A 5,072-nucleotide genomic window follows, 5' to 3' on the forward strand; every position below is an offset into this window, starting at 1 on the left:
GTTCGAATCCACTCAGTCGTACCAATTCAAGTAAAAACAAAAATCAGCCTAACCTACTTTATAAATCTTAAGTAAACTACAACTCAGCTGGTTAGAGCACTACCCACTCTTGATCACCCGGTCCACAGGTCAGCGGTTCGAATCCACTCAGTCGTACCAATCTTAATCACTAACATCCTCAATTCGTAAACCTTAGCTCAGTTGATTAGCGCACTACCTACTCTTGATCACCCGGTCCAAAGGTCAGCGGTTCGAATCCACTCAGTCGTACCAATTCATAAATAGAAATTATATCAAGAAAAAGCACTACCTACTCTTGCTCACCCGGTCCAAAGGTCAGTGGTTCGGATCCACTCAGTCGTATCAATTCTGAATAAATAAATTAAAAAATGCCCGCCACGATTTGACTCTACACAGAAGATCAATGATTCAAATATTAAATACCCAGCTCTTTCCTTCGCCATACAAATGCGCTTGATTGCTTATTGAAAATAGTAACATTTTCATATTCATCACTTGCTCTGCCAGCTAAGCCATAGCATACATGCAGTGGTAATAGATGCTCTTCTCGCGGATGACAATAACGTGCATGAGGCGCTTTATGCCAGTTTTGCATCATTAAATTACGCTTTGGTTCAGGCACGGTGTTATCACTTAAGGTCGATCGTAGCCACTGTTCAAATTCGTGGTTATTGATTTGGCTCTGCTGATTATCCTGCGCGAAAAATGCCTGCATGTTATGAAACGAAAAACCAGAGCCAATAACTAATAAGTTTTCATAATCCAAAGATTGCAACGCTTTACCGATTGCTAAGTGCTGTGCAGCATCTAAGTTATTCACTAGTGATAGTTGAATCGCGGGTATATCGGCTGCTGGGTACATTAATGTTAAAGGCACATACAAACCATGATCGTAACCGCGATGATGATCTAACTTCGCTTCAATACCAGCATGTTGTAACACTTGTTGTACTTTTTCAGCTAACTTGGGCTCTCCCTGACTTGAGTATTGCACTTGATAGGCAGCTGGCGGAAAACCATAATAATCGTAAATCATTCCCGGTGCAGCATTGGCAGTAATAGTAGCTACTGACTCCTCCCAATGAGCGCTAATCAATAAAATGGCACTTGGTTTTTTTAGCGTGCTTGCAAGTGATTTTAAATAAGCAACCAATTGTGTATGGTTTGGTTCATTTAACAGTGGCATTGGGCCGCCACCATGAGAGATAAATGCAATGTCTACATTATTCATAGTTACTCCAAACAAGCTCACTTAACATGAGCAAGTAAACCTTGATAGTTAAACTAACACAAAGCTAAGACGCGGATTTATCCGTAATCCACGTCATTTCATAATAGTGATTAAACATGCTTGGACTGTAACTGCCTAGACGTTAATTTATTCGCTATAAAGTTATCAATACTAAAACGACCCCCACCTTGTAATGTTAGCGCAATCAGTACCACAAACAGTGTCAGTGCATATTCGTAGCCGTTATTTGCCATAAACAAGCCATTGTCTATATGTACTGAAAAAATAGCCACTAGCATGGTAAATGCTGAAATAAGTGCAGCAGGACGAGTCAATAACCCAAGTAATAATGCTAAACCGCCAAAAAATTCAGCACTGCCTGCGAGTAATGCCATTAAATAACCTGGAGTAATACCGATACTCGCCATCCATTGACCTGTACCTTCCAGACCATAACCACCAAACCAAGCAAACAATTTTTGTGATCCATGTGCAGCTAAAATCAAACCAATTGGCGCGCGAAGTATTAAAGCGGCAAGTCCTGCATCTGATTTTAGTATCGTGTTTATTAGTTTCATTATTTGTTCCTCTTTAGCAAAGTATTTATTTACGTTTTAATTAGACCCTGTTGGGATAAGTACACTTTACTATCAATGTCATGGCGGAGTAAGATGACAAATAAAGAATGATTAACAACAAAATGTTGTTAATCAATTTAAATATGAGAAAAATTATGGATAGAATTGATGCAATGCGAGCCTTTGTATCTGTGGTGATCGAAGGTAGTTTTAGCAATGCGGCAACAACCTTACAACTTTCACCACAATTGGTTAGTAAGTACGTTTCTAAACTAGAAGAACGCCTTGCTGTACGGTTACTAAATCGCACTACCCGTAAAGTAAGCCTCACTGAAGCTGGCACACATTATTTTCAGCATGCGCAACAGATATTGTTAAGTATTGATGAAATGGATTCACAATTAGGGGGCTTACAGCAGCACCCAACCGGAACTCTGAGAATAAGTGCTCCAGTGTCATTCGCGTTAAAACACATGGGTAAATTAGTGACTGAGTTCCAATCACATTACCCTTTTGTTAATGTTGATTTGCAACTGAACGACCGCAAAGTTGACATTGTTGATGAAGGTTATGATGTAGCACTGCGTATTGGTCGACTCAAAAGTTCGTCTTTGATTGCCAAGCAGGTCGCGCCCATTAGATTAATTTTATGTGCCTCACCTGACTACCTTGAAAAACATGGTACTCCTGAAAAACCTGAAGACCTAAAAAACCACCGATACTTGCATTATAGCTACACAGAAATGGATACTAAAGACGAATTATATCAGTGGTTAAGGGTAAAAAACACGCAACGTAGTAGCGAGTTTCAAAGTAATAATGGGGATGTATTGGTTGATTGTGCTATCGCTGGTGCAGGGATCGCATTACAGCCTACATTTATCGCCAGTGAAGCCATTAATAGTGGCAAGTTGATCGAAGTTTTACCTCAATTTGCAACGGGATCTGTTGGTTTATATGTTGTTTATGCCCACCGAAAATTACTACCACATAAAATCAGGTGTTTTATTGATTTTATAAACGGATACTATGGTACGCCACCATATTGGGACAAAGTAGTAACCTAATAATTAATGAGTAATGTCGATTGAATTATATAAGTTTAGCCATGTGGATAAAACTGCGGTAGTGCTACCGTTTAACAATTATTACACGTCATAACTCTTATACAATTTTAGCGGGTACTTTACTTACTGTAAAAAAGCTTACCTGAACAACTAAGCCAATGATCACTCCTTATCCTGCTGTGCTCTAACGCCTTTTATACCTGTGACGAGTTTGGAACAGGCGCTTAACAATATAGCGCGATTAATTTGATCTTACTGAACAAAATTAGAGCTCTATCATTATTAACTTAGCAACGTAATAACCTCGTTTACTATATGCTAGTACCAATTTTAAAAACGGCGATCTTAATGAGCAGTAATTTAATTGTGTTGCAATTTTACGATAACAACACCTCGCGTAAATAATTCCAATCTGATATCTTTACTGCTAGCTCATTGGATTATAACTGATGGTAATATACTTATTAGTTTAGCCACTTTCGAACCTAACAAGTTTAGCTTTGATGGCCTATCACCCGTTAATCATAAATTGCGCACTAATTATGTTAATTCGTGAATACCAATATATAATAACTATACCAATAGTTGCTGAAGCAGCACGATTAAACAAGGCAGATTCATAATGCTACATTTACCCACTGTGATTAGCATCTCGTTACTTTTGAATGTCCTGATCGGCGGCTTTTTTTTTACCGTTTATAAGTATAAAAAACAACCCTGCTATTTATACTTAGGCGGGTCGTGTATGATATTTGTGGTCTCGCAAATCTTAGCATGTCTACGGATAGTACTTGATAGCCCTTTTATTACGCACTATCTGGCAGATATGTGCATCATAATCAGTCCTATACTCGCTCTTATTGGTTTGCAGAAAGTAACTAATCTAACTAGAAATACTAATCGGCACTTTTTAACCTTAGTGATTGCCAGTGCAATTGTGTTACTACCAATCTATGCGATTACAGCAGGCCAATTGGTGACAAGTCTCGTTATTGCAACACTCTTTATTTACGGTGCATACTTAGTTTATAAGATGAAATGCGTAGCACCAATGCAACAAAAAATCTTGTCCGGCTGTTTTATTAGCCACTCTCTCATCATGTATATACAAGTATTTATGTTAGCAGCTCCTTTGGTTAGTAATTCTGCAACTGATTATAGTCTTTGGCTACAAGCAATTTTAGTAAGCCATATAATACTAGCCACTGCTACAGCATTGGTATTGCCGTTTTTATTATTTGTAAATATTGAAGAAAACCTTCAGCGTCTAGTTAATCACGATGTATTAACAGGTCTGTTAAATCGACGTGGTTTTTTTATGCAAGGTGAAAAACTTCTCAAACAAGGTGTTGCATATCAGCAATCATTTTCGGTAGTTATGATCGATATTGATTACTTCAAAAGTGTTAATGATAAATATGGTCACAGCACAGGTGATACCGCTATAAAATGGATAGCGCAACATATCATGGCACAATTAAATGATAACGATATTGCTGCGCGAATTGGTGGTGAAGAGTTTGCTTTATTACTTCCAGATCAATCTCTTAATCAAGCTCAGGTAACTGCTCAAAAACTCTGTGATGCAATTAGAGGGCATAGCTTACGTTTTAAAGGAAACACTATTAATTTATCAGTAAGTGTTGGAATTAGCAGTAGTTATGATGCCAATGCTTCAATTAAAACACTGTTAGACCAAGCCGATAAACGCTTATATATTGCTAAAGCAAAAGGCCGGGATCAAGTGGTTATTAGTGATCAACAAACCGACCATGTTGCCAACGGTGTTATGTAACCGAACTGAATTGTAATTTTTTAAACACTGAATCCACTGAGTATAACCACTGATTAAACTTAGCCTGGTGTCTTTGTCATATACAAACAATTAGCAAGTGGTATTGGCTCTGGGTAATCAGCAAGTACAAAGCCAAGTTTCTTATACGCTTTAATCGCACTTTTGTTATGAGCTAATACAAATAAAGAACATGTTTGCGTAGCCAAAGTTAATTGACCTAGTTCACTGAGCTGGGTAATTAGTGTTGCTACAATGCCACAGCCACGATACTCCGGGTTAACCACTAACCTACCTAGATGACAACGACCAATACGTAAATAAAACTGACCAAAAGCCATTAGCGTATTAGCGTATTAGCGTATTAGCGTATTAGCGTATTA

At 38.1% G+C, this 5,072-nt stretch carries 5 protein-coding genes; 2 read left to right on the forward strand and 3 right to left on the reverse strand.

Annotated features, from left to right (window positions below; all coding sequences use genetic code 11):
- Window positions 1–436: 436 nt before the first annotated feature.
- Both H5162_RS04045 and H5162_RS04050 read right to left on the reverse strand, forming a co-directional pair.
- Window positions 437–1,252: a class III extradiol ring-cleavage dioxygenase gene (locus H5162_RS04045; RefSeq protein WP_257326135.1), complete on the reverse strand. Its 816-nt coding sequence runs from the start codon at window positions 1,250–1,252 to the stop codon at window positions 437–439.
- 110 nt (window positions 1,253–1,362) lie between these two features.
- Window positions 1,363–1,830, reverse strand: a complete 468-nt coding sequence (locus H5162_RS04050) for a DoxX family protein (RefSeq protein ID WP_145233063.1) — start codon at window positions 1,828–1,830, stop codon at window positions 1,363–1,365.
- 155 nt (window positions 1,831–1,985) lie between these two features.
- Between H5162_RS04050 and H5162_RS04055 the strand changes: the two genes are divergently transcribed.
- Window positions 1,986–2,897: a LysR family transcriptional regulator gene (locus tag H5162_RS04055; RefSeq protein ID WP_182777760.1), complete on the forward strand. Its 912-nt coding sequence runs from the start codon at window positions 1,986–1,988 to the stop codon at window positions 2,895–2,897.
- Between the two features lie 745 nt (window positions 2,898–3,642).
- Window positions 3,643–4,692, forward strand: coding sequence for a GGDEF domain-containing protein (locus H5162_RS04060; protein WP_182734307.1), 1,050 nt, complete (start codon window positions 3,643–3,645; stop codon window positions 4,690–4,692).
- Window positions 4,693–4,751: 59 nt separating this feature from the next.
- Here the strand turns inward: H5162_RS04060 and H5162_RS04065 are convergent, their stop codons facing one another.
- Entirely contained in the window at window positions 4,752–5,030 is a 279-nt protein-coding gene (locus tag H5162_RS04065) for an N-acetyltransferase (protein ID WP_182777761.1), read from the reverse strand.
- Between the last annotated feature and the right edge of the window lie 42 nt (window positions 5,031–5,072).

The sequence above is a fragment of the Pseudoalteromonas sp. SR41-8 genome, from assembly GCF_014163915.1.
GTDB lineage: Bacteria > Pseudomonadota > Gammaproteobacteria > Enterobacterales > Alteromonadaceae > Pseudoalteromonas > Pseudoalteromonas rhizosphaerae.

What these genes read in the sequence shown, in the direction of transcription:
- H5162_RS04045 (WP_257326135.1), bottom strand. Translation starts at nt 1,252, where the DNA reads ATGAATAATGTAGACATTGCATTTATCTCTCATGGTGGCGGCCCAATG.
- H5162_RS04050 (WP_145233063.1), bottom strand. Translation starts at nt 1,830, where the DNA reads ATGAAACTAATAAACACGATACTAAAATCAGATGCAGGACTTGCCGCT.
- H5162_RS04055 (WP_182777760.1), top strand. Translation starts at nt 1,986, where the DNA reads ATGGATAGAATTGATGCAATGCGAGCCTTTGTATCTGTGGTGATCGAA.
- H5162_RS04060 (WP_182734307.1), top strand. Translation starts at nt 3,643, where the DNA reads ATGATATTTGTGGTCTCGCAAATCTTAGCATGTCTACGGATAGTACTT.
- H5162_RS04065 (WP_182777761.1), bottom strand. Translation starts at nt 5,030, where the DNA reads ATGGCTTTTGGTCAGTTTTATTTACGTATTGGTCGTTGTCATCTAGGT.